Origin of the sequence: Streptomyces sp. HNM0575 (assembly GCF_012726265.1) — a bacterium.
Lineage (GTDB): Bacteria > Actinomycetota > Actinomycetes > Streptomycetales > Streptomycetaceae > Streptomyces.
Window position 1 is genome coordinate 242,792 of the sequence record NZ_JAASAG010000012.1, and the last position, 25,433, is coordinate 268,224.

At 70.7% G+C, this 25,433-nt stretch carries 22 protein-coding genes and 1 pseudogene; 12 read left to right on the forward strand and 11 right to left on the reverse strand.

Annotated features, from left to right (window positions below; translation table 11 throughout):
• Positions 1-126 precede the first annotated feature (126 nt).
• Positions 127-2,811, reverse strand: coding sequence for a transglycosylase domain-containing protein (locus HCC61_RS26295; RefSeq protein WP_169139552.1), 2,685 nt, complete (start codon positions 2,809-2,811; stop codon positions 127-129).
• A gap of 403 nt (positions 2,812-3,214) precedes the next feature.
• Between HCC61_RS26295 and HCC61_RS26300 the strand changes: the two genes are divergently transcribed.
• A complete protein-coding gene (locus tag HCC61_RS26300) occupies positions 3,215-3,916 on the forward strand; it encodes a PadR family transcriptional regulator (protein WP_169139554.1) in 702 nt (233 codons plus the stop codon).
• A 49-nt stretch (positions 3,917-3,965) separates the two neighbouring features.
• On the forward strand, positions 3,966-5,042 hold the full coding sequence (locus tag HCC61_RS26305; RefSeq protein ID WP_169139556.1) for an inositol-3-phosphate synthase: 1,077 nt from the start codon (positions 3,966-3,968) through the stop codon (positions 5,040-5,042).
• 228 nt (positions 5,043-5,270) lie between these two features.
• Here HCC61_RS26305 and HCC61_RS26310 read toward each other — a convergent pair whose 3' ends face one another.
• The 3 genes from HCC61_RS26310 to HCC61_RS26320 all read right to left on the reverse strand — a co-directional run bounded on the left by HCC61_RS26310 (position 5,271) and on the right by HCC61_RS26320 (position 9,324).
• The gene (locus HCC61_RS26310) at positions 5,271-6,302 is read right to left on the reverse strand and encodes an alanine racemase (protein WP_169139558.1); all 1,032 of its coding nucleotides are present in this window, start codon (positions 6,300-6,302) and stop codon (positions 5,271-5,273) included.
• Between the two features lie 88 nt (positions 6,303-6,390).
• On the reverse strand, positions 6,391-7,509 hold the full coding sequence (locus HCC61_RS26315; RefSeq protein WP_169139567.1) for a peptidoglycan bridge formation glycyltransferase FemA/FemB family protein: 1,119 nt from the start codon (positions 7,507-7,509) through the stop codon (positions 6,391-6,393).
• A 45-nt stretch (positions 7,510-7,554) separates the two neighbouring features.
• Positions 7,555-9,324: an MFS transporter gene (locus tag HCC61_RS26320; RefSeq protein ID WP_169139569.1), complete on the reverse strand. Its 1,770-nt coding sequence runs from the start codon at positions 9,322-9,324 to the stop codon at positions 7,555-7,557.
• 248 nt (positions 9,325-9,572) lie between these two features.
• Here HCC61_RS26320 and HCC61_RS26325 point away from each other — a divergent pair, with 248 nt between their 5' ends.
• Positions 9,573-10,517, forward strand: a complete 945-nt coding sequence (locus tag HCC61_RS26325) for a DUF5996 family protein (RefSeq protein ID WP_169139705.1) — start codon at positions 9,573-9,575, stop codon at positions 10,515-10,517.
• Between the two features lie 147 nt (positions 10,518-10,664).
• On the opposite strand, the gene HCC61_RS26330 is transcribed toward HCC61_RS26325, so the two are convergent.
• On the reverse strand, positions 10,665-11,027 hold the full coding sequence (locus tag HCC61_RS26330) for a UBP-type zinc finger domain-containing protein (protein WP_169139571.1): 363 nt from the start codon (positions 11,025-11,027) through the stop codon (positions 10,665-10,667).
• A gap of 397 nt (positions 11,028-11,424) precedes the next feature.
• Positions 11,425-11,724: a hypothetical protein gene (locus HCC61_RS26335; RefSeq protein ID WP_169139573.1), complete on the reverse strand. Its 300-nt coding sequence runs from the start codon at positions 11,722-11,724 to the stop codon at positions 11,425-11,427.
• Between the two features lie 231 nt (positions 11,725-11,955).
• Between HCC61_RS26335 and rpsF the strand changes: the two genes are divergently transcribed.
• The 4 genes from rpsF to rplI all read left to right on the forward strand — a co-directional run bounded on the left by rpsF (position 11,956) and on the right by rplI (position 13,789).
• Complete coding sequence (rpsF, locus tag HCC61_RS26340) at positions 11,956-12,246, forward strand: 30S ribosomal protein S6 (RefSeq protein ID WP_055484685.1); 291 nt, start codon at positions 11,956-11,958, stop codon at positions 12,244-12,246.
• Between the two features lie 178 nt (positions 12,247-12,424).
• Positions 12,425-12,979 (forward strand): single-stranded DNA-binding protein, encoded by a 555-nt coding sequence (locus HCC61_RS26345; RefSeq protein ID WP_169139575.1) that lies wholly within the window; start codon positions 12,425-12,427, stop codon positions 12,977-12,979.
• A gap of 108 nt (positions 12,980-13,087) precedes the next feature.
• Positions 13,088-13,324, forward strand: a complete 237-nt coding sequence (rpsR, locus tag HCC61_RS26350) for a 30S ribosomal protein S18 (protein ID WP_028438380.1) — start codon at positions 13,088-13,090, stop codon at positions 13,322-13,324.
• A gap of 18 nt (positions 13,325-13,342) precedes the next feature.
• Positions 13,343-13,789 (forward strand): 50S ribosomal protein L9, encoded by a 447-nt coding sequence (gene rplI, locus HCC61_RS26355; protein WP_169139577.1) that lies wholly within the window; start codon positions 13,343-13,345, stop codon positions 13,787-13,789.
• 141 nt (positions 13,790-13,930) lie between these two features.
• Here the strand turns inward: rplI and HCC61_RS26360 are convergent, their stop codons facing one another.
• Complete coding sequence (locus tag HCC61_RS26360; protein ID WP_169139579.1) at positions 13,931-15,280, reverse strand: MATE family efflux transporter; 1,350 nt, start codon at positions 15,278-15,280, stop codon at positions 13,931-13,933.
• A 478-nt stretch (positions 15,281-15,758) separates the two neighbouring features.
• Between HCC61_RS26360 and dnaB the strand changes: the two genes are divergently transcribed.
• Positions 15,759-18,458, forward strand: coding sequence for a replicative DNA helicase (gene dnaB, locus HCC61_RS26365; protein ID WP_169139581.1), 2,700 nt, complete (start codon positions 15,759-15,761; stop codon positions 18,456-18,458).
• 98 nt (positions 18,459-18,556) lie between these two features.
• A complete protein-coding gene (locus HCC61_RS26370; RefSeq protein ID WP_346777393.1) occupies positions 18,557-19,453 on the forward strand; it encodes an aminoglycoside phosphotransferase family protein in 897 nt (298 codons plus the stop codon).
• 201 nt (positions 19,454-19,654) lie between these two features.
• Here the strand turns inward: HCC61_RS26370 and HCC61_RS26375 are convergent, their stop codons facing one another.
• Positions 19,655-20,041 carry a DUF1304 domain-containing protein gene (locus tag HCC61_RS26375; RefSeq protein WP_169139583.1) on the reverse strand — a complete coding sequence of 129 codons (387 nt, stop codon included), beginning with the start codon at positions 20,039-20,041 and terminating at the stop codon, positions 19,655-19,657.
• Positions 20,042-20,147: 106 nt separating this feature from the next.
• Here HCC61_RS26375 and HCC61_RS26380 point away from each other — a divergent pair, with 106 nt between their 5' ends.
• Positions 20,148-20,606: a helix-turn-helix domain-containing protein gene (locus HCC61_RS26380; RefSeq protein WP_169139585.1), complete on the forward strand. Its 459-nt coding sequence runs from the start codon at positions 20,148-20,150 to the stop codon at positions 20,604-20,606.
• A 143-nt stretch (positions 20,607-20,749) separates the two neighbouring features.
• Here the strand turns inward: HCC61_RS26380 and HCC61_RS26385 are convergent, their stop codons facing one another.
• Together HCC61_RS26385 and HCC61_RS26390 are read right to left on the reverse strand one after the other, a co-directional pair.
• Positions 20,750-21,187, reverse strand: coding sequence for a GNAT family N-acetyltransferase (locus HCC61_RS26385; RefSeq protein WP_169139707.1), 438 nt, complete (start codon positions 21,185-21,187; stop codon positions 20,750-20,752).
• 482 nt (positions 21,188-21,669) lie between these two features.
• On the reverse strand, positions 21,670-22,119 hold the full coding sequence (locus HCC61_RS26390; protein WP_169139587.1) for a MarR family transcriptional regulator: 450 nt from the start codon (positions 22,117-22,119) through the stop codon (positions 21,670-21,672).
• Between the two features lie 261 nt (positions 22,120-22,380).
• Between HCC61_RS26390 and HCC61_RS26395 the strand changes: the two genes are divergently transcribed.
• Positions 22,381-23,664, forward strand: coding sequence for an MFS transporter (locus HCC61_RS26395; RefSeq protein WP_169139589.1), 1,284 nt, complete (start codon positions 22,381-22,383; stop codon positions 23,662-23,664).
• A gap of 256 nt (positions 23,665-23,920) precedes the next feature.
• Here HCC61_RS26395 and HCC61_RS26400 read toward each other — a convergent pair.
• Positions 23,921-24,415: pseudogene (locus HCC61_RS26400) on the reverse strand (DUF2269 domain-containing protein); the annotation flags it as partial.
• A 193-nt stretch (positions 24,416-24,608) separates the two neighbouring features.
• Between HCC61_RS26400 and HCC61_RS26405 the strand changes: the two are divergent.
• The gene (locus HCC61_RS26405; protein WP_169139591.1) at positions 24,609-25,409 is read left to right on the forward strand and encodes a hypothetical protein; all 801 of its coding nucleotides are present in this window, start codon (positions 24,609-24,611) and stop codon (positions 25,407-25,409) included.
• The last annotated feature ends 24 nt before the right edge of the window (positions 25,410-25,433 follow it).

The following is a 25,433-nucleotide window of genomic DNA, read 5'->3' on the forward strand; positions in this document are numbered from 1 at the left end:
GGCACATCCTGCCGTACGGCCCCGTACGCCAGCAGCCCCGTCACGGTGTGAGCCGTGACGGGGCTGCGAGGTCCCGCTGTGCGGTTCGCGGCGGGAGGAGCCGGGGGCTCGGGCCTTGCCGGGCCCCTATTCGTTCTCGCGGCCTCCTGTCGGTCCGCCGAACAGGCCGCCGTCGTCACCTCCGCCGCCGTTGGTCTGCCCTTGGTCCTGGCCGGCGTCTTGGCCCTGGTCCTGGCCGGCGTCTTGGCCCTGGTCCTGACCGGCGTTCTGCCCTTGGTCCTGACCGGCGTCCTGGCCCTGGTCGGTGCAGGTCAACGGGTTGTCACACGTGCCCGAGGGCGACGGCGACCCGCTCGGCGACTGGGACGGGTCCTGCGACGGGGTCTCGCTCGGCGTCGGTGTCGGCGTCGGCGACGGGCTCGCGCCCGCACCGAAGACCGGCTCGCCGATCGGCTCGGGCGTCGGGAAGGGCTTGGCGTACGTGCCCTGGAGAGCGCCCGTCATGTACTTCGTCCAGATCTCGGCCGGGAAGGAAGCACCGTGGATCGAGTCCTGGCCGCCCACGCCGTACATCTTCTGGAACCGCTGGGTCTTGGCCTTGTCGTTGACGCGCCACATGCCGATCGAGGTCGACAGCTGCGGCGTGTAGCCGGTGAACCAGGCCGACTTGTTGTCGTCCGTCGTACCGGTCTTGCCCGCGGCCGGCCGGCCCAGTCCCCGTGCCGTCGTGCCGGTGCCGTTCTGGACGACCGTCTCCAGCACGTTGGTGACGTTGTCGGCGACGCGTGCCTCGAAGGCGTTCTTGACCTGCTTCTGGTGGCTGTAGACGTTCTTGCCGCCGGACTCCACGCGCTTGACGGAGTACGGCTCGGACTTCGTGCCGCTGCTCGCGAACGTCGCGTAGGCGTTGGCCATGCGGATCGCGCTCGGTGCCGAAGTGCCCAGCGACAGCGTCGGAGTGCTGCGGGCGAGGCTGTCCTCGTTGAGCCCCGCGTCGAGCGCGGCCTGCCGCACCTTGTCGACGCCGACGTCCATGCCGAGCTGGATGTAAGGCGTGTTCACGGAGTACTGCATCGCCTCGCGCAGCGAGATCTTGCCCTTGTCCTCATTGCCGTCGTTGCGCTGGCGCCACTCCTTGCCTTCCTTGTCGTGCCAGACGGAGCCGTCCCAGTTGCGCAGTTTGATCTTGTTGTCGCCGTTGTAGATGCTCTTGGGCGACACGGGCGTACGGGCGTCCCTGCCCTGGACCTCCGGACCCCGCGGATCCCGGACGCCGTCGCGCATCGCCGAGGCGAGGACGAACGGCTTGAAGGTCGAACCCACCTGGACGCCGGTGTAGTCCGCGTTGTTGGTGAAGTGCGTGGTGGCGTCCGCACCGCCGTACATGGCGACGATCGCACCGTCGTTGGGCTTCACCGAGGCGCCGCCGAACTGCACGTACTTGTCGACGTCGCGCTTCTTGGGGTCGATGTTCTCCTTGCGGACCCGCTCCACCGCGTTGGTCATCTCCGCCATCTTCTTCTTGTCGAAGGTGGTGTAGACGCGCAGGCCGCCCTGCTTGAGCCTGCGGTCGGAGATGTTGCTGTTGGCGGTGATGTAGTTGTTGACGATGTCGACCATGTAGCCCTTCTGGCCCTTGAGTTCGGTCGACTTCTTCGGCCGCTCCGGCATCGGGAACTTCGTGTACTTCGCCCGCTGCGTCTTCGAGAGCCTGCCGGTCTGCACCTCGCGGTCCAGCGTCCAGCTCCAACGGGCCTTGGCCCGCTGGTAGTTCTTCTCCTTGGTGGCCGCGGAACCGATGCCGCCCTCGGGGTCGTAGAGGTTCGGGCCGTTGAGCGTCGCCGACAGGAAGGCGGCCTCGCTCGCGTTGAGGTCCTTGGAGTCCTTGCGGTAGTAGGCCTGCGAGGCGGCCTGGATGCCGTACGCGCCGCGGCCGTAGTAGCCGGTGTTCAGGTACCCCTGGAGGATCTTCTGCTTCTTCTGCGTCGCACCGACCTTGATGGAGATGAACAGCTCCTTGACCTTGCGCGTGATGGTCTGCGACTGGTCGAGGTAGGTGTTCTTCACGTACTGCTGGGTGATCGTCGAACCGGACTGGGTGTCGCCGCCCATGGCCATCCGGCCGACGGCGCGCACGATGCCGATCGGGTCGACGCCCGGGTCGTCGTAGAACGACTCGTTCTCCGCCGAAATGACGGCGCTCTGCATCGACTTGGGGATCTGGGCGAGCGGGACGATCTGCCGGTTCTGGTCGCCGCCGCCCGCGACGACCATCTGCTTGCCGTTGGCCCAGTAGTAGACGTTCTTCTGCTGCCTGGAGGCGGCATTTTCACTGGGGACGGAGACCATCGCCAGCGCGATTCCGGAGAGGCCGATGATCAGGCCGAGGAAACCGACGAACGAGCCGAGCACGAGCTTCCACGAGGGCATCCAGCGGCGCACCCCGGCCTTGTTCCAGCGGGGGTAGTCGATGAACCGCTTTCTGGGCGGCGGCTGGTAGCGCCCGCGGCCACCACGGCCGTACGGCCCGCCGCCACCGGCACCTCCACCGCCACCGCCGCGCCCGCGGCCTCCCGCGCCGTAGCCTCCCGCGGCCATTCCGGCGCCGGAGCCCGCGGCCCGGCGGCGACCGCCGCCACCTCCACGCGGCGGCGGTGGTGCTGCTCTCCGGGAGTCGGCACGACCGCCGTACGAGCTCGGTGCGCCCCCCCGGGGCGGCGGGGCGGCACGGCGGCCGGAACCGGACGGCGGCTGCGGCTGCGCTGCGCGCCGGCCGCGCCCCTGTGGCGGCTTTCGACGGTGCTCGCTCATGGAACAGCTACTCCTCGGGCAGGCGCTCGCGCCTGAAGGTGGCAGTTGACGTCTGGTCCCCCCGAGCGCGGCCCGCCGGCATCCGGCCGACTGGTCGCACTGCACCCAGGACGATGACGCGTGCGGGCGCCTTCTGGTTCCGCGCGGGCGTCTTCTGTTTCCCGGTGGTGGTCTGCACGCGCACAGACTACGCAGATCCAAAACGTCCTTCGGCGGGCATCCATCGCAATCCAGGCAAGTTGCCCTCAACTAATCAGAGATGTGAGTCCCTTCACCCGGCGGCCACTTGTCGCCTTCCGGGCCCCGGCCTATCGTTCTGATGTATCGAGCCGATACATCAGCTACGAGACAAGTACGACACAAGTACACGATCTGCGCGCGGAGATGAGGGGGGCGGTGCAGCATGAGCCGGCGCTCGGGGATCCTTGAGTTCGCCGTGCTCGGCCTGCTCCGTGAATCGCCCATGCACGGTTACGAGCTGCGAAAACGGCTCAACACCTCGCTGGGTGTGTTCCGCGCCTTCAGCTACGGGTCGCTCTATCCATGCCTCAAGACCCTGCTTCAGCGCGGCTGGTTGACCGAGGAGCACGAGCCGGCCCGTCCGCCGCAGCCGAGCGAGGGTCCCGAACGGGAAGCCCTCCCGGCCTCGTTGACCGGACGCCGGGCCAAAATCGTCTACAGGCTCACGGCCGCCGGAAAAGAACACTTCGAGGAGCTTCTTTCACAGACCGGTCCGGACGCGTGGGAGGACGAGCACTTCGGTGTTCGATTCGCCTTTTTCGGTCAGACCTCGCGGGACGTGCGGATGCGGGTGCTCGAAGGGCGACGGAGCCGCCTGGAGGAGCGGCTCGCGAAGATGCGCGCCTCCCTCGCCCGTACCCGCGAACGGCTCGACGACTACACCCTCGAACTACAGCGCCACGGAATGGAATCCGTGGAGCGCGAAGTCCGCTGGCTCACCGAACTCATCGAGAGCGAGCGGACCGGGCGCGACAGGGAGGCGGGCGACGGTCCCGTGCCTCCGCCGCGCCGATCAGGAGACGCGGGAGGCCGGCCCCGGCACAGGGGTGGCACCCCGCCGGATCCGTCCGACGACACCGCATGAGGCCGCGTACGAACGCGGCCTCACCGACCACACACAGGGAGCAACCGGAATGGGTTCGGTTCGTGTAGCCATCGCAGGCGTGGGCAACTGCGCCGCCTCGCTGGTGCAGGGCGTCGAGTACTACAAGGACGCCGACCCGGGCAGCAAGGTGCCGGGCCTGATGCACGTCCAGTTCGGCGAATACCACGTGCGCGACGTGGAGTTCGTCGCCGCCTTCGACGTCGACGGCAAGAAGGTCGGGCTCGACCTGGCGGACGCGATCGGCGCGAGCGAGAACAACACCGTCAGCATCTGCGACGTACCGCCCTCCGGCGTGACCGTGCAGCGCGGGCACACGCTCGACGGGCTCGGCAGGTACTACCGCGAGACCATCGAGGAGTCCGACGCCGCGCCCGTCGACGTCGTACGGGCCCTGCGGGACGCCGAAGCGGACGTGCTGGTCTGCTACTTGCCCGTCGGCTCCCAGGAGGCCGTCGAGTTCTACGCCCAGTGCGCGGTCGACGCCGGCGTCGCCTTCGTCAACGCGCTGCCCGTCTTCATCGCAGGCACGAAGGAGTGGGCGGAGAAGTTCACCGAGGCCGGGGTGCCCATCGTCGGCGACGACATCAAGTCGCAGGTGGGCGCGACGATCACGCACCGCGTGCTGGCCAGGCTCTTCGAGGACCGCGGCGTCATCCTCGACCGCACGATGCAGCTGAACGTCGGCGGCAACATGGACTTCAAGAACATGCTGGAGCGTGACCGGCTGGAGTCGAAGAAGATCTCCAAGACGCAGGCCGTCACCTCCCAGATCCGCGACCGCGAACTCGGCGCCGACAACGTGCACATCGGCCCGTCCGACTACGTGGCCTGGCTGGACGACCGCAAGTGGGCCTATGTGCGCCTGGAGGGGCGGGCCTTCGGCGACGTGCCGCTCAACCTGGAGTACAAGCTGGAGGTCTGGGACTCGCCGAACTCCGCCGGCGTCATCATCGACGCGCTGCGCGCGGCGAAGATCGCGAAGGACAGGGGCATCGGGGGGCCGATCCTCTCGGCGTCCTCGTACTTCATGAAGTCGCCGCCCGTGCAGTACTACGACGACGAGGCGCGGGAACTGGTGCAGGCGTTCATCGACGGCAAGGCGTAAGCCGCGGCGCCGCTGAGGCGCCTGTCGTCGCGGGGGCTGTCCGCTCCGGTCCGGCCGGGGAGGACAGCCCCTTACGTGTGACCGGGTGCGCGCGTGCGTACGGGCTGCGCGCGGGGGGCGCGGTCCGCGCGGTCGGCGGGGGGCGCGGGGGGCGCGAGGTGTGCGCGCCGACTCCCGGACGTGCAGCGGGCGTTCCGCCCTCCGGCCCCCGGTCCCGGCCTCGGCCCGTCAGCGGTCGACCGTACGGTCCACCATCGTCGTGGTGTGCCGCAGCTGAGCCGTCAGCTCCTCGCCGACCTTCGGCTCCGCCGCCTCCGCCGGTACGAACAGGATCGACATCTGCATGTGCGGCGGCTCCGCGAACCAGCGCTGCTTGCCGCCCCACAGGAACGGCGAGAGATTCCGGTTCACCGTGGCCAGCCCGGCGCGCGCCACGCCCTTGGCCCGCGACGTCATCCCGTGCAGCGCCTTCGGCGACTCCAGACCGACTCCGTGCGAGGTGCCGCCCGCGACGACCACGAGCCATCCGTCGCTCGCGGCCTTCTGCTGCCGGTAGCCGAAGCGGTCGCCCTTAACCACGGGCGTCACGTCCAGTATCGCGCCCCGGTACTCCGTGGCGTCGGGGTCCCCGAGCCACAGCCTCGTACCGATGCGGGCCCTGAAGCGAGTGCGCGGGAACTGCTGCTGGAGGCGGGCGAATTCGTCCGGTCCGAGGTGGGAGACGAACATCGTGTCCAGCGGGAGCCGGGCCGCGCGCAGCCGGTCCATCCAGCCGATGACCTCCTCCACCGCGTCGGAGCCGTCCGTACGGTCCAGCGGCAGATGGATCGCGAAGCCCTCAAGCCGCACCTCGTCGATCGCGGCGTGCAGCTTCGGCAGGTCCTCCTCGGTCACGCCGTGGCGCTTCATGCTGCTCATGACCTCGATGACGACGCGCGCCCCCCGCATCAGGCCGACGCCCTCCACCGACGAGACCGAACGGATCGCGCGGTCCGGAAGCGGCACCGGCTCCTCGTCCTTGCGGAAGGGCGTGAGCACCAGCAGGTCGCCGCCGAAGAAGTCCTTCATGCGGGCGGCCTCGTAGGTGGTGCCGACAGCCAGGATGTCGCTGCCGAACCGGGTGGCTTCGTCGGCGAGCCGCTCGTGACCGAAGCCGTAGCCGTTGCCTTTGCAGACCGGGACGAGGCCCGGGTACTGCTGGATCACCGCCTGCTGGTGCGCCCGCCAGCGATCGGTATCGACGTAGAGGGTGAGCGCCATGGCCGGTAGGGAACCTTTCTTCCGTCTCTGGTCTCGGTCTCTTTGCGACCTCTCGGCTCGCGGGCCTCGGTGGCGGCGGCCCGCGCCGTCAGCGTCGCGACATGTAGATGTCGAGCGCCTTGTGCAGCAGCTTATTGAGGGGGAAGTCCCACTCGCCGAGATATTCGGCCGCCTCTCCCCCGGTCCCCACCTTGAACTGGATCAGCCCGAACAGATGGTCCGTCTCGTCCAGTGAGTCGCTGATGCCGCGAAGGTCGTAGACGCTCGCGCCCAGTGCGTAGGCATCCTGGAGCATCCGCCACTGCATCGCGTTCGACGGCCGCACCTCGCGCTTGTGGTTGGCCGACGCCCCGTACGAGTACCACACATGGCCGCCCACGATCAGCATCGTGGCGGCTGCGATGCGCTCGCCCTCGTGCTCGGCGAAGTACAGGCGCATGCGGTTGGGGTCCTCGGCGTTGAGCACGGTCCACATGCGTTCGAAGTACGCCTTGGGCCGGGGCCGGAACTTGTCGCGCTCCGCGGTGATCTCGTACAGCCGCTGCCAGTCGTCGAGGTCCTGCAACCCGCCCTGCACGACCTCGACTCCGGCCTTCTCGGCCTTCTTGATGTTGCGCCGCCACAGCTGGTTGAAGCTCTTGTGGATCTCCTCCAGCGAGCGGCCCTCCAGCGGCACCTGGAAGACGAACCGCGGCTGTACGTCGCCGAAGCCGGCACCGCCGTCCTCGCCCTGCTGCCAGCCCATCCGCCGCAGCCTGTCCGCGACTTCGAAGGCGCGCGGCTCGATGTGCGTCGCCTGCACGTCGCGCAGCCGCTTGACGTCGGGGTCCTGGATGCCGCGCTTGATCGCCGGTGCGTCCCAGCGGCGGATCACCACGGGCGGGCCCATCTTCACGGAGAAGGCGCCCTGTTGCTTGAGATGCGCCAGCATCGGCTGGAGCCAGCCCTCCAGATTCGGCGAGTACCAGTCGATGACCGGACCCTCCGGCAGGTACGCGAGATAGCGCTTGACCTTCGGCAGCTGCCTGTAGAGCACCAGACCCACGCCGACGAGCTGGCCGTCGCCGTCGAACCAGCCCAGATTCTCCGGACGCCACTCGCTCTTCACGTCGGCCCACGCGGGCACCTGACAGTGGCTGGCCGAGGGCTGAGCGCTGATGTACGCCAGGTGCTGCTCACGGCTGATGGTCCTCAGGGTCAGGCTCATGCGGGGACGCTCCTCCGGGCGCAGGTGGGTGACTCGCCGCGAAGCCTACTGTGCGTCGGGGTGCCCCCACTCCCCGCCGCCGGGCTTGTCCGGGTCGTCGCGGGGCCCGCGCGGGGGCTCGCCTGACTTGTCCGGGGCGCGGGGCGCCGGGCGTCCGCCGGGCGGAGTCCCGGACGCGGACCTGTCCGCCGACGTGGATCTGCCCGCGGTGGTCGCGCGATCCGCGCCTGCGGGCTCGGCCGTCGGCGGGGGCGCCGACAGGGAGCACGACCTGCACACCGCGTCGACCGTCTCCTGCCGCGGCCTCTCCGGTCGTACGAACAGCCAGGCGGCGACGGCCGCGACGGCGAGCAGTCCCGCGCACGTCAGCATCGCGCCGTGGAATGCGGCGTCGACGTCGGCGGGCGAGCGGTACTCGTCGCCGGAAAGGCCGACGAGGGACGGGATCGCCGCGACGGAGATCAGGCCGCCGGTGCGCGCCGCCGCGTTGTTGATGCCGCTCGCGGTGCCCGCCCTGCCCACCTCCACCGAATCCAGCACCGTCGCCGTGAGCGGGGCGACCAGCAGCGTCATCCCGGCGCCCAGCCCTGCGCCCGCGGGCAGCACGTCGGCGAAGTACGAGGCGTCCGGCCCGATCCGCAGCATCAGCAGCACCCCCGCGGCGGCCAGGACCGGACCGGCCGTCAGCGGTACGTGCGGTCCGATGCGCTTGCCCAGCCGTGCCGCCCGGCTGGAGAAGGCCAGCATCAGCAGCGTCAGCGGCAGCAGCGCGAGCCCGGCGACGAGCGGCGAGAAGCCGGCGGTGGTCTGGAGTTGCAGCACGAGGAAGAAGGAGACCGCCGCGAGAGCCCCGTAGATGAGCACTGTCACCACGTTCGTGTACGAGAACATCCGCACGCGGAAGAGCCCGAGCGGCACCATCGGACGCGGCGAGCGCCGCTCCGCAACGACGAACGCCGCACCGAGCAGCACCGCCGCCGCACCCGTCACGAGCGCGGGGAGGGGCTGGGTCGAGGCCGCGGTCAGGGCGTACGTCAGTGAGCACAGCGACAGCGCGGCCAGAACCGCGCCCGTGACGTCGAAGCGGCCGCTCGCCTTCTCGTCCCGGTTCTCCGGCACGTGGCGCACGGCGACCGTCACGGTCAGCACGGCCAGTGGCAGGTTGATCAGGAAGACCCAGCGCCAGCCCGGTCCGCCCGCGAGCCAGCCGCCGAGCAGCGGCCCCACGGCACCGGCCACTCCGCCCAGACCCGCCCAGGTGCCGACGGCCGCCGCCCGGTCCTGGGAACGGAAGACCGCCTGGATGATCGCGAGGGAGCCCGGCGTCAGCAGCGCGCCGCCGACACCTTGCAGGCCGCGGGCGCCGACCAGCAGCGGCGCGCTCGGAGCGATCCCGCACATCGCGGACGAGACGGCGAACCACAGCACGCCCACGACGAAGATCCTCCGGCGGCCGTAGCGGTCGCCGAGCGAGCCGCCCAGCAGGATCAGCCCGGCGAGAGTGAGGAGATACGCGTTCACGGCCCACTGGAGGCCCGCGAGACTCGAATCGAGATCGGCTCCGATGCGCGGCAGCGCGACGTTCACGGCAGTGCCGTCCAGCAGCACCATGCTCGAACCGAGCACCGTCGTGAACAGCACCCGGCGTCCGGTGGGGCCGGAAAGCGCCACCTCGCCGGCGGGCTCGCCGGCCGTCCCGCGGGCCGTGCCGCCCTCGGTCGCCCCACCCGTCTTCTCGCCGGTGGTGGTCCTGTCTGTCTTCTCGCCCTGTTCTGTCTTCTCGCCGGTCGTCCTGCGGGAGCGCGGAGCGTCCATGACATCCATCGTGCTGCCCGTGTACGCGATGAGCACGCCTGCGTACGGGACGGATGGGACCGGGGGATGCGCACCGGAGGCGGCGGAGCGGGCGGACCAGGGGCGCACCGGAGGCGGCGGAGCGGGCCGCACATGCCGGACCCCGCCGATCTCGGCATCATGGAACCGCCATGCACCTGCCCGTACGGCGGGCCGCAACGGCCGTCGCCCCGGACGGGAAGCACCACAGCAGGAAGGGGGACGACGCCATGGAGCTCTTCCCGCCCCTGCCGCTCAGCGAGTGGCGGGACACCAAGGAGACCCTGCACCGTTTCGAGCAGCTCATCGGCAAGATCCGTCTCACGTCGAGCACCCGCCGCAACCACTGGTGGAACGTGCCGTTCCATGTCACCGGACGCGGCATCACGACCCGGCCGATGGGCCAGTCCGACGGCAACCCCGTCTACACCATCGACTTCGACTTCGTGGACCACCAGCTCGTCGTCTCGACGCTCGACGGCACGGCCGTCTCCTTCCCCCTGCTCGGCCAGTCCGTGGCCTCCTTCCGCAGGCTCACCCTGGAGACCCTCGCCGACCTCGGCATCCACGCCGAGATCCCGCACCCCGAGCCCTTCGACCTGGCGGACTCCTCCAGGCCCTTCGCGCAGGACACCGAGCACGCCGCGTACGACCCCGAACACGCCAACCGCTACTGGCAGGTCCTCAGCCAAGTCGCCCTGGTGCTGGAGGAGTTCGCCGCGCGCTTCTCGGGGAAGTCCAGCCCGGTGCACCACTTCTGGCACACGTTCGACATCGCGCACACCCGCTTCTCCGGGCGGCACGTCGAGCAGTCGGCGCAGACCGATCCCGTGACGCGCGAGGCGTACTCACAGGAAGTGACCAGCTTCGGCTTCTGGTTCGGGGACGACTCCTTCGCGGAGCCCGCCTTCTACGCGTACGCGGCTCCCGAGCCGGACGGCCTCGAACTGGAGCCGCTGAGCCCGCCGGCGGCGCGCTGGGCCACGCAGAACGGCAGCCACCTCGCGCTGCTGCGCTACGAGGACGTACGCGAACTCCCCGATCCGCGCGGTGCGGTGCTCGACTTCTACGAGAGCGCCTACCGCGCGGCGGCCGCACGGGCCGACTGGGACATCGACGCGTTCAGCAGCCCCGGCGGGGTCACGGACCCGCGGCTGGCAGTGCAGCACCGCTGATCCGCGCGGGGCGCCCGTGCCGGTGGCGCGGGCGGTGACCGGACCGGACCGGACCGGACCGGACCGTGCCGGGGCACCGCGGTGACGTATCGCGGTGACGTACTGCGGTGGCCCGGCCCGGAGTTGGGCCTTGGTGCGGCCGGTGCCTCAGTGCAGCTGCCGCTCCCAGTCCGCGGGGACCTTGCCCTCGGGGCCCGGAGTCGGCTGCGTACGCGGATGCGACGTGGGCGGGGCCATCTCCGGGCCGTCGTAGAGCTGCTCGGTCTCCGCGTTCCAGAACCACTCCTCGTCCGGCTCGAAGCTGGTCAGAAAGGGGTGGCTCGCCTGGCGGGCGTGCATCGTGGCGTGCTGCCCGGGCGAGGAGTCGCAGCAGCCGATGTGGCCGCACGCCGCGCAGCGCCGCAGATGGAACCACCACCCCGGGCCGTCGCCCGCGGAGCACTCCACACACCCCGTGCCGCTCGGCGGCGCGGAGGGGTCGATGCCGGGGATGCCGTCCTGCTGTGCCATGCGCAGCCACCTCTCGCCAGGCCCCCCTTGACGCCTCGGAACCTCGCCGGGCCGCGGGACGGGCCGTAGCCGTGGCCGTCACACCATCGGGCGGCAGCGGACGCCGGCGACGCCGAACGCCTCGGACAACGCCGACGGAACCGACGGCACTTGTGAGCGGAGCCCGAAGCCCCGATCGGAACCCGAAGCCCTTACCGGAACCCGAAGCCCCGCGGCCGGACAACCGCCAGCGTAAGCAGCACGCACGCCACCGGCACCTCGGAAGCCCGCGAGAGCGCCGGACAGCGCAACGGCGCCGCGGGCTGCGCGTGAGCGAGCGCGCGCGTGGGGCCGGGCCCGTACACAGCACGCACGCCGCACACAGCACGTGCGCGGCGTACACACCCCCTTGTGCGGCTCAGCCGAGCAGGCCGCCGTGCGCCATCCCGAGGTAGAACCCGAAGGCCGCACCGCCCAGCCCGATGATCAGCGCGAAGCGCTCGCCGGTGGTGGCGGAGATGAACTGGCCCCATGCCCCCGTGACGATCCCCGCCAGACCCGTCCAGGCGCTGAGCACATGCAGCCCGCCCGAGAAGGCGGTGGCGAAGGCGATCACGCCCAGCAGCACCGTCACCGCCGCGAGTGAACTCTCCAGCGGGTGCGCCTTGCTGTCGTCGAGGAGAAGGGAGACCGGGTTGTGCCGTACTGCCTGTGCCATGCGGCACCTCCTGACAGGGGCCGGCATCGGCGGCGCCCTCGTGACGCCGCTCACACCGATGCGTCCAGGTTGCGGCGACTTGCCCCCGGATTTCAACCGGAAGGCCCAAGCCGGGTACGCTGAACGGTCTGCACCCGCCGCCCCGTAGCGAGCGGCGGACGTGCGGAGCGCATCACGAACCTCCTGCCACGGAACGACCGTGGCCGCGAGTCCGAAGGAGGTGGGTTCCACATGCGTCACTACGAGGTGATGGTGATCCTCGACCCCGATCTCGAAGAGCGTGCGATCTCCCCGCTCATCGAGAACTTCCTCTCCGTCGTCCGCGACGGCAAGGGCAAGGTCGAGAAGGTCGACACCTGGGGCCGTCGCCGGCTCTCCTACGAGATCAACAAGAAGCCCGAGGGCATCTACTCGGTCATCGACGTCCAGGCCGAGCCTGCGACCGTCAAGGAGCTCGACCGCCAGATGAATCTGAACGAGTCGGTCCTGCGGACCAAGGTTCTGCGCCCCGCCGCCCACTGAGGCTTCGGCACAGGGGCACCGAGGACGGGCACAGCCCGTACACCGGTCCAGGACACACCGAGTACGCGCCGAGCAGCAGCGAGCCACGGCATGTGGCACGAGCCGCAAGGCAACAGGCCGCAAGGCACAGGCCACCAGAAGCCACAAGCAGCCAGCAGCACCCGCCGAGAGGTACCCCATGGCAGGCGAGACCGTCATCACGGTCGTCGGCAATCTCGTCGACGACCCCGAGCTGCGCTTCACCCCCTCCGGTGCGGCGGTCGCGAAGTTCCGCGTCGCGTCCACGCCCCGCACCTTCGACCGCCAGACCAACGAGTGGAAGGACGGCGAGAGCCTCTTCCTGACCTGCTCGGTCTGGCGGCAGGCGGCGGAGAACGTCGCCGAGTCCCTCACCAAGGGCACGCGGGTCGTCGTACAGGGGCGTCTCAAGCAGCGCTCGTACGAGGACCGCGAGGGCATCAAGCGCACGGTCTACGAGCTGGACGTCGACGAGGTCGGCGCCAGCCTGCGCAACGCCACCGCCAAGATCACCAAGACCAGCGGACGAGGCGGCCAGGGCGGCGGCTTCGGCGGCGGTCAGGGTGGCGGCGGCTGGGGCGGCCAGGGTGGCGGCAGCCAGCAGGGCGGCGGCGCACCCGCGGGCGACCCGTGGGCCACCGGCGCACCGGCCGGCGGCGGAGGCGGCTGGGGCGGAGGCTCCGGCGGCGGCTACTCGGACGAGCCCCCCTTCTGACCCGACGCGCACGCGCGCACCGGGCCGGAAGGCCGCCCGCGGAGCGATCGCGGCCGGCCGGGCGGGCTCAGACAGCTGCACACTTCTTGAATCAAAACGGAGAGAGACATGGCGAAGCCGCCTGCTCGCAAGCCCAAGAAGAAGGTTTGCGTGTTCTGCAAGGAGAAGATCAACTACGTCGACTACAAGGACACGAACCTGCTGCGGAAGTTCATCTCCGACCGCGGCAAGATCCGTGCCCGCCGGGTCACCGGCAACTGCACCCAGCACCAGCGCGACGTCGCCACGGCCGTGAAGAACAGCCGTGAGATGGCGCTGCTCCCCTACACCTCGACCGCTCGATAAGGGAAGGGTGACCGACAGATGAAGATCATCCTGACCAACGAGGTGTCCGGGCTCGGTGCCGCGGGCGACGTCGTCGAGGTCCGCGACGGGTACGCCCGCAACTACCTGATCCCGCGCCGCGTCGCCATCCGGTGGACCAAGGGCGGAGAGAAGGACGTCGAGCAGATCCGCCGCGCCCGCAAGATCCACGAGATCGCCACCATCGAGCAGGCCAACGAGGTCAAGACCCGGCTCGAGGGCGTCAACGTGCGTCTGAAGGTGCGGGCCGGCGACCAGGGCCGGCTCTTCGGCTCCGTCACCCCGGCTGACATCGCCGGCGCCGTCAAGGACGCGGGCGGACCGGAGATCGACAAGCGCCGCATCGAGGTGGGTTCGCCCATCAAGACCCTCGGCTCCCACCAGGTCTCGGTCCGGCTGCACGCCGAGGTCGCGGCCAAGGTGGACATCGAGGTACTCGCCGGCTGACCACGCGTCAGCCGGCACGGCACGCACGGAGGGCCGTACTCCCGCGAGGGGTACGGCCCTTCCGCATGCGGGCGCGGTCTTCCACGGATACGGCGTCTCCGTACGTACGCAACCGCGCGCGGTCCGTGGACCGTTGGACGGTCAGTCCCGCACGGCTCCCGTGACCACCCACCGCCCGGAGCGGGCGCGCACCCAGAGCGTCACCAGCCGGACGCCCATCATCACGCCCGCGATCGTCCACCAGAGCGCCGTCAGACCGCCGCCCAGGGTGGGCACCAGCAGCGCCGCGGGTGCGAACACCGCGAGCGTCACCAGCATCGCCCCCGCCAGATACGGGCCGTCCCCGGCGCCCATCAGCACACCGTCCAGTACGAACACGGCTCCCGCCAACGGCTGCGTCAGCGCCACCACCAGCAGCGCGGGCGTCAGTTCGGCGATGACGGCACCGTCCGACGTGAACAGCGGCATGAAGAACGGCCGTGCCGCAACGACCAGCAATCCCAGCACCACGCCCGAGACGACGCCCCACTGCACCATCCGCCGGCACGCGGCCCGCGCCCCCGCCGCGTCCTCTCCGCCCAGATAACGGCCGATGATCGCCTGCCCCGCGATCGCGATCGCGTCCAGCGCGAAGGCCAGCAACGACCAGAGGGTCAGGGCGATTTGATGGGCCGCGATGTCCGCGTCGCCCAGCCTGGCCGCGACCGCCGTGGCGATCATCAGCACCGCGCGCAGCGACAGCGTACGGATCAGCAGCGGCGCGCCCGCCTGCGCGCAGGCCCGTATGCCCGCGGCGTCCGGACGCAGCGAAGCGCCGTGCCGCCTCGCGCCGCGCACCACCACGCACAGATACACAGTGGTCATCGACCACTGCGCCAGCACCGTGCCCCAGGCGGAGCCCGCGATGCCCAGCCCGAAGCCGTAGACCAGAAGCACGTTGAGCGCGGCGTTCGCGGAGAAGCCGCCGACCGCGACGTACAGCGGGGTGCGCGTGTCCTGTAGTCCGCGCAGCACGCCCGTCGCCGCGAGCACGACGAGCATGGCTGGGATGCCGAGCGCGCTGACGCGCAGATATGTCACCGCGTGCGGTGCCGCGGTCGCCGAGGCGCCGAAGAGGTCCACCAGCGCCGGTGCGGCGGGCAGCACCACCGCGATCACGGTGAGACCGAGCAGCAGGGCGAGCCAGATGCCGTCCATGCCCTGCCGGATGGCCGCGGGCAGATCGTCGGCGCCGACGCGGCGGGCCACGGCGGCGGTGGTGGCGTACGCGAGGAAGACGAAGACGTTGACCCCGGTCTGGAGCAGCGCCGCCGCCACTCCGAGCCCCGCGAGCTGCGGTGTGCCCAAGTGCCCCACGATGGCGCTGTCCACCATGACGAAGAGGGGCTCGGCGACGAGGGCGCCGAAGGCGGGAAGGGCGAGCGCGACGATCTCACGGTCGTGGCGCCGCATCGTGGCACGCGTGGATGCGGTGTCGGTCGTCTCGCCCATGGGTTCGATCCAAGCATCCACAGGTAATGACTGCAAGTGGCTTTCGTCTATTACGTAGGCGGGGGCTCGCGTGCATGTGCGGCAACCCTGGGTCAAGGTGCGTAACGATCCGGATCCGGGCGCCGACTTTTTTCCCCGCACAGGCGGTGGACGCCGTAGTGACAGGTCAGGGGTGTGGCGGAGGGCGGGGGCGGTACTTCTCCACAGCGCTGTCCCCCGGGCCGTGCACAGCTTTCGCGGTCTTCTCCACAGAAACTCGAGGCCTGTCCACATCACCCTGTGGATAACAAGATTGGCTGAGGCCTCCCGCAGCCATAACGTTGGTCCCCGCCCGCCGCGCGAACCCCTCGTCAACTCCGTTGATCCGACGCGCCGATGAACAGTCGGGCCGCCATTGTCAGAGCCGTGCCGTAAGAAAGAGGGGCACTGCGGTCAGGTCCGATCGTGCGCGATCACCGGACGGGGAGGAGGTGGACGCGTGACCCAGCAGCCCGAGCACATCGAGGACCCGTGGGCGACCGAGCCCGGCTCCCACGGCGCCGCACGCACCGCCCACTCCGAGGAGCGCTTCCCGGCCGCGCGCAACGGGCACGGACACGGCGGTGGGAACGGCGGCGGCGCCGACCGTCACGACCGTGGTGCGGACGCACACGCCCCGGCGCCTGCTGCCGTCTCCTTCGAGCGCGTACCGCCGCAGGACATCGAGGCCGAACAGTCCGTGCTGGGCGGCATGATGCTCTCCAAGGACGCCATCGCGGACGTGGTGGAGGTCCTCAAGGGTCACGACTTCTACCGCCCGGCGCACGCGACGGTCTATGAGGCGATCCTCGACCTGTACGCGAAGGGCGAGCCGGCCGACCCCATCACCGTCACCGCCGAGCTCACGCGCCGCGGCGAGATCGGCCGCGTCGGCGGCCCCGGCTATGTGCACTCCCTCGTGCAGACGGTGCCCACGGCCGCGAACGCCGAGTACTACGCGGAGATCGTGCACGAGCGCGCCGTCCTGCGGCGCCTCGTCGAGGCGGGCACGCGCATCACGCAGATGGGATACGCGGCGGACGGCGACGTCGACGACATCGTCAACTCCGCGCAGGCGGAGATCTATTCGGTCACCGAGCAGCGCACCTCCGAGGACTATCTGCCGCTCGGCGACATCATGGAGGGCGCCCTCGACGAGATCGAGGCGATCGGCTCCCGCAGCGGCCAGATGACCGGAGTCCCCACGGGCTTCACGGACTTGGACTCGCTGACGAACGGGCTCCACCCGGGCCAGATGATCGTCATCGCCGCGAGGCCGGCGATGGGCAAGGCGCTCGCGCTCGACACTCCTCTGCCGACTCCCACCGGCTGGACGACCATGGGAGAGGTGGAGGCCGGTGACCTCCTCATCGACGCCGACGGACGGCCCACGCGGGTCACCGCGGCGACAGACGTATTGCGCCATCGCCCTTGCTACGAGGTCACGTTCGACGACGGCACCACGGTGATCGCCGATGCACAGCACCAGTGGCTCACCGACACCCGGGCGTCGCGTCTTTCCGCGCAGCAGTCGGCCGCCGGGTCCGGGTCCGGGTCCGGGTCCGGGTCCGGGTCCGACGGGCGTCGCGGCCGGCGGACCTCCCCGTCGGTGAAGACCACGCGGGAGATCGCCGAGACGGTGCGCTGCCGCACCGCGGACGGGCGGATGAACCATTCCGTCAGCAACACGGCCCCCTTGGAGCTGCCGGAGCGTGAACTCCCCGTCCCGCCTTACACGTTCGGGGCATGGCTGGGTGGCGGCCACGGCGGCGCGGCCCGGATCACGACAGCGGATTCCGAACTCCTGATGCACATCGAAGCCGAGGGGTTCACCGCCCGTCGTGCGGGCTCCTCGAAGTTCACCTATGACCTTCTTACGGGCATGGACGAGCCGGAGCACGCGGACCGCTCCTGCGCCGACTGCGGGAGGCGCTGCTTCTCGCCCTTCGCGGAACCGCGCTGTGCCACGTCCACCGAGCGGCACGCAGGCGTCCTCGTACTTCTCCGGGAGGCCGGAGTCCTGGACGGCAAGCACATCCCGAAGTCGTACCTGCGCGCGTCCGTCGCCCAGCGGCGGGCACTGCTCTCCGGGCTTCTCGACACGTACGGCACCGTGACCGGTGACGGCTCGGTGCGGTTCGCCGTGACCAGCAGGGCGCTCGCCGAGGGATTCCGGGAACTGGTGACGAGCCTCGGTTACGGGTGCGGCACCGCGGTCGAGCGCGTGAAGGGCCGCGGTGAGGAGCCGTCCGCCTCTTACGTCACCACCTTCACGACAGACGACGACGTCTTCCGGCTGGAGCGGAAGCGGCTGCTGCACAAGGAGCACCGACGGCAGGCGGCGCCGAGGACGGCGCAGCGCTTCATCCGTGACGTCACTCCGGTCGAGAGTGTTCCGGTGCGTTGCGTCGAGGTCGACAACCCCGGCCACCTCTACCTCGCGACGACGTCCATGATCCCCACTCACAACTCGACGCTCGCGCTGGACTTCGCGCGGGCCTGCTCGGTGCGGCACAACATGCCGAGCGTGATCTTCTCCCTGGAGATGGGGCGCAACGAGATCGCGATGCGGCTGCTGTCGGCGGAGGCGCGGGTGGCGCTGCATCACATGCGGTCGGGTTCGATGACGGACGAGGACTGGACGCGGCTGGCGCGGCAGATGCCGCAGGTGACCGAATCGCCGCTGTACATCGACGATTCGCCGAACCTGTCGATGATGGAGATCAGGGCCAAGTGCCGCCGTCTGAAGCAGCGGAACGATCTGAAGCTGGTCGTGATCGACTATCTCCAGCTGATGCAGACGGGCAGTTCGCGCCGTCCCGAGAGCCGGCAGCAGGAGGTCTCGGAGATGTCCCGGAATCTGAAGCTCCTCGCGAAGGAGCTCGAGGTCCCGGTGATCGCGCTGTCGCAGCTCAACCGTGGGCCGGAGCAGCGTACGGACAAGAAGCCGATGGTCTCCGATCTCCGCGAGTCGGGTTCGATCGAGCAGGACGCCGACATGGTCGTCCTGCTGCACCGTGAGGACGCGTACGAGAAGGAGTCGCCCCGCGCCGGGGAGGCGGACCTGATCGTGGCGAAGCACCGCAACGGCCCGACGGCGACGATCACGGTCGCCTTCCAGGGCCACTACTCGCGCTTCGTGGACATGGCGCAGACGTAGACCTTCCGTCCGTGGTCTGCGCGTCGGGTCGGGGGATGCCGAGCGTGCCGGGCGGAATTCGGTTGTCGTCGAGGGGGCGGGACGTCAGAGTTCGTCCCGTGGGCAGAGTCAGGATGCACGCCGACGAGGTCGAGACCGACGCCGCGCTGGTGCGGCGCCTGCTTGCCGGGCAGTTTCCCCAATGGGCGGGCCTGCCGGTCGAGTTGGTCGATTCGTACGGTACGGACCACGACATCTACCGGCTCGGCGAGGAGCTGTCCGTGCGGATGCCGCGGGTCCGTGGGGCCCTGCGGCAGGCGGTGGTCGAGGGTGAGTGGCTGCCGAAGCTGGCGCCGCATCTGCCGCTCGCGGTCCCGGTGCAGAAGGCGAGGGGACGTCCCGCGGAGGGTTACCCGTATGAGTGGTCGGTGTACGAGTGGATGCCGGGCGAGAACGCCGACGGCACCCTCGCCGACCTGGACCGGGCGGCCGTCGATCTGGCCGCCTTCGTCGCGGCGCTGCGGCGGGTCGGCACGGACGGGGCCCCGCCGCGCCCTCCCCGCAGCCGGGGCGGGCCGCTCGCCGAGCTGGACGGAGCGGTGCGGCGTGCGGTGGCCGAGCTCGGCGACCGTATCGACGGCGAGGGCGCGCTCGGCTCGTGGGAGGAGTCGCTGGCGGCGCCGAGATGGGACGGCGAGGAGGTCTGGCTGCACGGCGATCTGCTGCCGGGGAATCTGATCGTCGTCGACGGGCGGTTGAGCGCGGTCATCGACTTCGGGCTCGTGGTGGGCGATCCGGCGTGCGACCTCCAGCCGGCGTGGAACTCCTTCGCGGGCGGCAGCCGCGAGCGCTTCCGTGCCGAACTCGGCGCCGACGACGCGTCCTGGCTGCGTGGCCGAGGCTGGGTGCTGTATCAGGCGGTGAGCGGCCTCGCCTACTACTGGGACACCAACCCCGGGATGGTCAGGCAGACTTGGCATGCGCTGGAGCAGGTGCTCGCGGACGGTTCTCCCTGACGGGCGTCGCCCGGCGGACCGCTCCCTGAGGGCGTTGCCCGACCGGGGCCTCCGTGGCGGGTCCGTACACCGCCGGGTGCCGCCGGCCCGGTTTCCCCCGTTCCCCCGGCTTCACGGCATTCACGGCATTCACGGCCTTCGGCTTCCCGTTCCCCCAGCTTTTCGTTTCTCCGGTTTCCCGCAGTCCGGCTTCCGCTTCCGTCAGGCGGCCAGTGAGAGGGCCAGGGCTGCCGCCGCCGGGGCGGCCTGTATGTAGATGATGCGGCGGCTGACCGTGGCCGCTCCGAACACTCCGGCGACGATCACGCAGCACAGGAAGAAGAACCGTGCCTGGGGGCCGGTGGGGTCGGACGCGGCGAGGCCCCAGACGAGGCCGGCGGCGAGGAAGCCGTTGTAGAGACCCTGGTTGGCGGCCAACGGCGCCGACTCCTCCGCGAATTCGGGTGCCGTGCCGAAGACGGCACGGCCGCGCGGGGTGCGCCACAGGAACATCTCGAGTATCAGGAAGCCGACATGGAGAAGGGCGACCAGTGCGGTGAGCACGAGGGCGGCGGCGTGGGCGAGGCCGGCGAAGTCGACCTGGTTCATGAAGTCCTCCCGGACAAGGGTGAGTTGGGATTTCCGACCGACTTGGACGTGAGGACGGTAGCACGTTGGTTTGGCTTCCAAATCATGCGCCTGGTTGGATCGGGGCATGGCGAGGAGAGAGGTCGACCCGCGGGAGTGCTCGCTGGCCTCGGCGCTGAACGTGGTCGGGGAGAAGTGGTCGCTGCTGGCGGTGCGCGAGGTGTTCTACGGGGTGCACCGCTTCGACGGCATCGTCCGTAACACCGGGGCGCCGCGCGACGTGCTCGCCGCGCGGCTGCGCACGCTCGTCGACGGCGGTGTGCTGCGGCGCGTGCGCTACTCCGAGCGCCCGCCGCGCGACGAGTACCGCCTGACCCGCGCGGGCCGCGAACTCGCGCCGGCCCTGCTGGGCCTCATGCGCTGGGGCATGCGCTGGGTGCCGGACGCGCCGGTGGGGCCGACGCCCTTCACACACGACTGCGGCGGCCAGCTGGACGCGGGGATCGTGTGCGCTTCGTGCGGCGAGCCGGTCGGGGTCGCCGATGCCGCCGGTCCGGACAACGGCACGGCGGAAGCGGGCAGTTGAGAGAGCCCGGCAGTTGAGACAGCCCGGCGGGGACGGGTGCGGGACGGGCGCGGGCGCGTCGCGGCACCCATGAGCGGCGGGCACCCGCGACCGGCGGCCGCCCCCATGACCGGCCGCCCCCGTGAGCGGTGACCGGTGACCGGTCAGAGCTGCATCTTGAAGCCCAGGTGGGACGCCTCGAAGCCGAGACGCTCATAGAAGCGGTGGGCCTCGATGCGGGTGGCGTCGGAGGTGAGCTGCACCAGCGCACAGCCCTGCCGGCGGGCCTCCTCGATCGCCCAGCGGATCAGCGTGCTGCCGAGGCCGCCGCCGCGGGCGTCCGAGTGGACCCGTACCCCCTCGATCAGGGCGCGGGTCGAACCGCGCCTGGACAGGCCGGGGATGAGGGTGAGCTGAAGGGTGCCGATGGGCACGCCGTCGCGCTCGGCCACGATGAGGTGCTGGTTGGGGTCGGTGTCGATGCGCTCGAACGCCTCGAGGTAGACGGCCGGTTCGCCGGGGCTCTCGCGCTGGGCACCGAGCGGGTCGTCGGCGAGCATGGCGACAAGGGCCGGTACGTCGTCGGCGGTCGCGCGCCGCATGACGACCGGCGCCGCTGCCTCCGGGGTGCCCGAAGTGCCCGGCGTCTCGGCCCCGTTCGCCGTCCCCGAAGCGTTCGTCGTCCCCGAAGTGCCCGGCGTCTCGGGCCGGTTCGCCGTCCCCGGAGCCTCCGGCGTCCCCGGAGCGCCCGGCGTCTCCTTCTCCTGCGCCGCCGTGGAGCGCGCCGGCTGCGCCTGCTGCGCCGAGGGCGTCGGCTGTGCCGACTGCGACGGCGTCGACGGCGGGTGCGGTGTACCGGTGCTCATGATCGCAGCTTACGCCCCGGTATTGGCCAGAGGTTGGACTCGGTTGGAAAGTGCGCAACCGGGCGGATGTGCGGGGAGTGCGGTGAACGTACCGGTTGTGCCGCTGCGTACGGTGTCACCTCGTGTGGGGCGACCCGCCTCGGGTTCCGCTTCCCGGCTGTGACTCGCGCATGCGCTCCGTTGACGAATCACGGCCCGCGCCCGCTCGTGCGCGCTTCTCACGCCGTCGGCTCCAGCGCGCGCACCGCCCGTACGAGCGGGGCGAGTTCGGCTCGCTCCTGCGCCTCGTCGAGAGCTTCGCGCAGGGCGGTGTCGTTGGTGGGCCGGGCGGCTTCGAGGAGCGTGCGGCCCGCCTTCGTGACGTCGGTGTAGATGCCGCGGCGGTCGTCGGGACAGAGGTAGCGGGTGAGCAGGCCGCGCTCTTCGAGGCGGTTGACGAGCCTGGTGGTGGCGCTCTGGCTGAGCACGACGGCGTCCGCGAGCTGGGTCATGCGGAAGTGGCCGCCCACGCCCTCGTGTTGCTCGCTGAGTACGTCGAGGACGGAGAACTCACGGACGCTCAGGCCGTGTTCGGCCTGGAGCGCGCGCTCGATGCGGGTCTCGATGCGGCCGTGCAGGGCGGACAGCGCGCACCAGCCCTGAGCCGGCCCGGGGTCCGGACGTGACATGGCTCCCCTTCCTCTCCTGTGCGGTGCCCCTCATCGGCGAGTGTGCCCGGCCGGTGCGTACGGGTGCCGAGCCGGCCTTCGGCGTGCGCCGGACTGGGTCTCGGTGGCCCGGCCCTCTCGGCGGCCCGGCTGGGGCGGGTCCCCAGAGTAGTCCACCGGCGCAATATCCCGCGCTTGCAAATAAAGCGCGTCTGCAATTATTGTCTCCGCCGGTTAACAACGTACGCATGCAACAGTGCACGCAACAGTGAAGGGCTCACCATGCCGCTCGCACTACTGGCGCTGGCTCTCGGCGCCTTCGGAATCGGGACCACGGAGTTCGTGATCATGGGCCTGCTGCCCGAGGTCGCGGGCGACTTCGGGGTCTCGGTGCCCACGGCCGGCTACCTCACCACCGGCTATGCCCTCGGTGTCGTCGTCGGCGCCCCGCTGCTGGCCGTGCTCGGCACGCGCGTCCCGCGGAAGCGGATGCTGATGCTGCTCATGGGCCTGTTCATCCTGGGCAACGCGGTCTCCGCCGCAGCGCCGGTCTTCGGCGTGATGCTCGCGGGCCGCGTCATCGCCTCGCTCACGCACGGCGCGTTCTTCGGGATCGGCTCGATCGTCGCCGCGGGGCTGGTGGCGCCGCAGCGCAAGGCGGCTGCGATCTCGATGATGTTCACGGGACTGACGGTCGCGAACGTCGTGGGCGTACCGGCGGGGACCATGCTCGGCCAGCAGCTGGGCTGGCGGGTGACGTTCGGCGCCGTGACCGTCCTGGGAGTGCTGGGGCTGCTGGGCATCGCCGTGCTGGTACCGGCAGGGCAGGCGGGAGGGCCAGACGGCGCGGGCGAGCCCGGGCGGGGCGGCACGCGCTCCCGCATCCGCGGCGAACTGGCCGCGTTCCGCAACGTGCAGGTACTGCTCGCCATGGCGATGACCGTCCTCGGCTTCGGCGGGGTCTTCGCCGCCATCACCTACATCGCGCCGATGATGACCGGCGCCGCCGGTTACGCCGCCCCGTCCGTCACATGGCTGCTCGTGCTCTTCGGGCTCGGCATGGTCGCGGGCAATCTCGTGGGCGGGCGGCTCGCGGACCGGGCGCTGATGCCGCTGCTGTTCACGGCGCTCACCGCGCTCGCGCTGGTGCTGGCGCTCTTCGTCTTCACGGCGTACGACAAGGTGGCCGCGGCCGTGACGCTTCCGCTGGTCGGCGCCTTCGGCTTCGCCACGGTGCCGCCGTTGCAGAAGCGGGTCCTCGACCAGACCGCAGACGCCCCCACCCTCGCCTCCGCCGTGAACATCGGCGCGTTCAACCTCGGCAACGCACTCGCCGCCTGGCTCGGCGGTGTCGTACTGGACGCCGGTGCCGGGCCCACGTCGCCGAACTGGGTGGGCGCTCTGCTCGCGGGGACCGCGCTGGCGCTGGCCGTGGTGTCGGCTGTGCTCGAACGGCGGGGTGGCGCGGGCGAGTTCACCGGTCCGGGGTCCGCGGGGCGGGCGTCCACTGCTCATGCGTCCGCCGGTACGGGGGCACGCGCCGTACAGACCGCGGCGGTGGAGTAGGCCCGCGGCGGGGCGTGCGAGCCGGGGTCCCGGTCCTCCGGGGGCCGTCCGGTCGACGGTGACGCGGCCCGGCCGGTCCGCTGGCTCAGGCCGGCTGGCGGGACCGCGACCGCCGCCCAGCGCGGTTGCCACCGCCCGGCGGCGCGCTTCCTGCACCGGACCGTACGGCCGCCGCGGCGCCCGTCCCCTCGCGGGAGTCCTCTCCAAGGGGCTCTCCAAGGGGCTCTGCCTTACGGGCGGCGCGTCCCGTACGGGCCTCGCGCAGCCGGCGTCCGCGCCGTGTCAGGCCCCACGGTTTGAGCACGGAGACTGCCGTCATGAACGCGTACAGCGAGAGGGAGACGGCGGGCGGGAAGAGGAGGTCGGTGGCGGGGACGGGCTCTCCCGCCGCCACCAGCGCCGCCGCCTCGTCCGCACCGGGCTTGAACGCGAAGACGGTCAGCCCGGTGGCGGCCAGCGTCAGCCAGAACTTCAGCCAGACCCAGCGGTACCGGGCGAGACCCCACTGCGTACCGAGCGAGAGCACGAGCCCGGTGGTGAGGGAGAGCAGCGCGACGGGCAGCAGCAGCCAGTCGGCGAAGAGCTTCATGGCGGTGTACGCGGTCTCGCCGAGGGCGTCGGGATCCCGGGCCCCGGCGATCGCGAGGGTCAGCAGGCACAGCGAGATGCCGAGCCAGCCGACGGAGACCGTGACGTGGGCGACGAGGAAGGCTCTGCGGGCGGGGCGCGGCAGGCGCGACGACTCAGACATGCTCCACACGTTGACGGTGCCGGGCCGCTCACCGCGTCTTACGGGGGGAGTACGTCGCTCTACTCGGCTCCGAGTAGGCGGCGGTGCCGGACCCCGAGCCCGACGCCCCGGACGCCGAGGACGGGACCGGGGACGGGACGGGAGGCTTCCGTGCCCCTCGGCCGCTGTGCCGGTGCGCACTACGATCGGACGCATGGCCTCCTTGATCTCCGGCACGCCCCCGAACCGCCCGGCCAGGCTCCATCTCTTCGATCTCGACGGGACGTTGATCCGCGGTTCTTCGGCGGCGGTGGAGATTTCGCACCAGCTCGGACTGGACGAAGAGATCCGCGAGCTCGAACTGGCCTTTGCGGCAGGCGGAATGACCCCGCCGGAATTCGCGGCACGCGCTTGCGCACTGTGGTCGGAACTGACGGACGATCACGTCACCGCCGCTTTCATGGACGCACCTTGGCTGGCGGGAATCCGCGAGGTGTGGCAAGAGATACGGGAACGCGGCGAACGGTCCGCCGTCATTTCGCTCTCACCGGATTTCTTCGTCGGCAGGCTGCTTCTCCAGGCTCCGCCGTCGCGCCACGGGCGTGCTCCGCGCGACGGCACAGGTGACACGGCCGGGGCCCGGGGTCCGGCCGTCCTCACGGACCGCGGACCGGGCGGCCCACCGCGTGAGACCGGAGCGGATCCGGGGCGGGGCGCGGACGCCGCATACGGTTCCCGCTGGCCGACGGTCCCTTTCCGCGAGCAACCCGACCCGGCGGGGATTCTCTCGGCCGAGGCGAAGGTAAGGATCGCGGACGAACTCTGCGCGGAATTCGGTGTGTCGAGAAGCGATTGCGTGGCTTACGGCGACTCGATGTCGGACGCGGCGCTCTTCGCCGCGGTGCCCGTGTCGGTGGCGGTCAATGCCGACGGCCATGTACGCGACCTCGCCTCCGCCGAGTACGAGGGGGAGGATCTTCGCGAGGCTTACGGACTTGTCCGTAAGAGTCCGTAATTCCCGCCAGTGGTGCACGTCACG